Raw genomic sequence first — 1,438 nt, forward strand, 5'->3', positions numbered from 1 at the left:
CTCCTTGTTGCAAGGAAAGGCAAAGGCACATTCGTAGAAGAAAGGAAACGCGAAGAACAATTAAGCACCCTTGCGGGATTTACAGAAGAAGCGGTAAGCGAAGGCCATAAGACAAAGTCCCTTGTTTTGAAGAACGAAATTATATTTCCGCCTCCAGAAGTAATGGATGCCTTTAAATTGCCACACAAAGGCATGGTGGTATTACTTGAAAGGGTGCGGTTCCTCGATGATCAACCTATGGCAATAGAAAAATGCTATCTAAACCCTCTGGTGGACATAAGAGTTCTGAACATTATAAAAATGGATATGTCAAATGAGTCACTTTACAGGGTCTTGAAAGAGGAATTTGGTATCAGGTTTGATCACGCTGTCGAAATCATCGAAATTGCCAAATTAACAGAGTCGGAAGCAAAATACCTTGAGACCGATGAAGGAGCATATGGCATATTAAGGCATCGGCATACATATACAGCTGACGGTTCCTGCCTTGAATACGTGGAATCTATTTATAGAGGAGACAAATACAAGTTAAAGGTCGTGAGAAAATCTTTATGAAAATGAAGATCATGGGAATCGATGGCGGCGGCACGAATATTAGCGCTTCCGTGTACGATGGTGTAGCCTTGGAAAAAGCACTGCTCTCCTTTAGCTCAAATCTTTCGGTAGTTGACTATCAAAGTCTCTTAAATACACTTAATGAGCTAAAATCACAACTCGGCATTCCACAGGCTGTGGTAGCTTCTTTTTCGGGTGCAGGTGATTCTGTAAGAGAGCAGATTCTTACGAAAGCCTTGAATGAGGTATTTCCAAATGCTTATAAAGAAATAATTCCAGATATTGAGGGGATTTATCGCTCTTGTTTTCCTGCTGGCCCTGGTGTTGTGGTTATTTCAGGGACCGGCTCCGTAGTATATGGGAAAAATCCTGAAGGGGTTCCTTTCAGAGCAGGGGGATGGGGGCATCTTTTCAGTGATGAAGGGAGCGCTTTCTGGATATCTAAAGAACTCATCGCATACGCCTTAAAATATCGTGATGACCTCGTCTCATATGACTCTGCATTTGAAATGCTGTTGAATCACTTTGGCGTGAAAAATCTTGAATCCCTTGCAAATTTGCAAATGGTGAAAGATTTCAAAGCAAAGATAGCCTCCTTCACCAAAATCGCATTGATGAATCCCACGCCTTTGGTTCTCAAACTACTCAATGAAGCCACTGAGCTGCTCTCAAAAATGATCAGCTTGATTTTAAAAAAAACAGGAGCCTCGAGGATAGTGCTTAGTGGCGGTTGCTTCAAATCTGCTCTATATACTCAAAAGATTACAGAAAAATTCTCCAAATATGAGCTACAAATTTTCAACGACAGGACAGATTCTTATATTGCAAAAGAACTCTTCCAAAGATTAAAAGCTAAAAACTAATTCAAATATTTGTATTATCA

General features: G+C 40.5%; 2 protein-coding genes. Both read left to right on the forward strand.

What is annotated here, in order from left to right; genetic code table 11:
- Positions 1-555 (forward strand): GntR family transcriptional regulator (locus tag AC3LHT_RS03640; protein WP_488662013.1); only part of this gene is annotated, 555 nt, incomplete at its 5' end.
- Positions 552-1,418, forward strand: a complete 867-nt coding sequence (locus tag AC3LHT_RS03645; protein ID WP_488662014.1) for a BadF/BadG/BcrA/BcrD ATPase family protein — start codon at positions 552-554, stop codon at positions 1,416-1,418. The genes AC3LHT_RS03640 and AC3LHT_RS03645, both read left to right, overlap by 4 nt.
- Positions 1,419-1,438: the final 20 nt, after the last annotated feature.

Source organism: Kosmotoga sp. (assembly GCF_982836095.1).

Coding starts and splice junctions, on each gene's coding strand:
- AC3LHT_RS03645 (WP_488662014.1), top strand. CDS start 552: ATGAAAATGAAGATCATGGGAATCGATGGCGGCGGCACGAATATTAGC.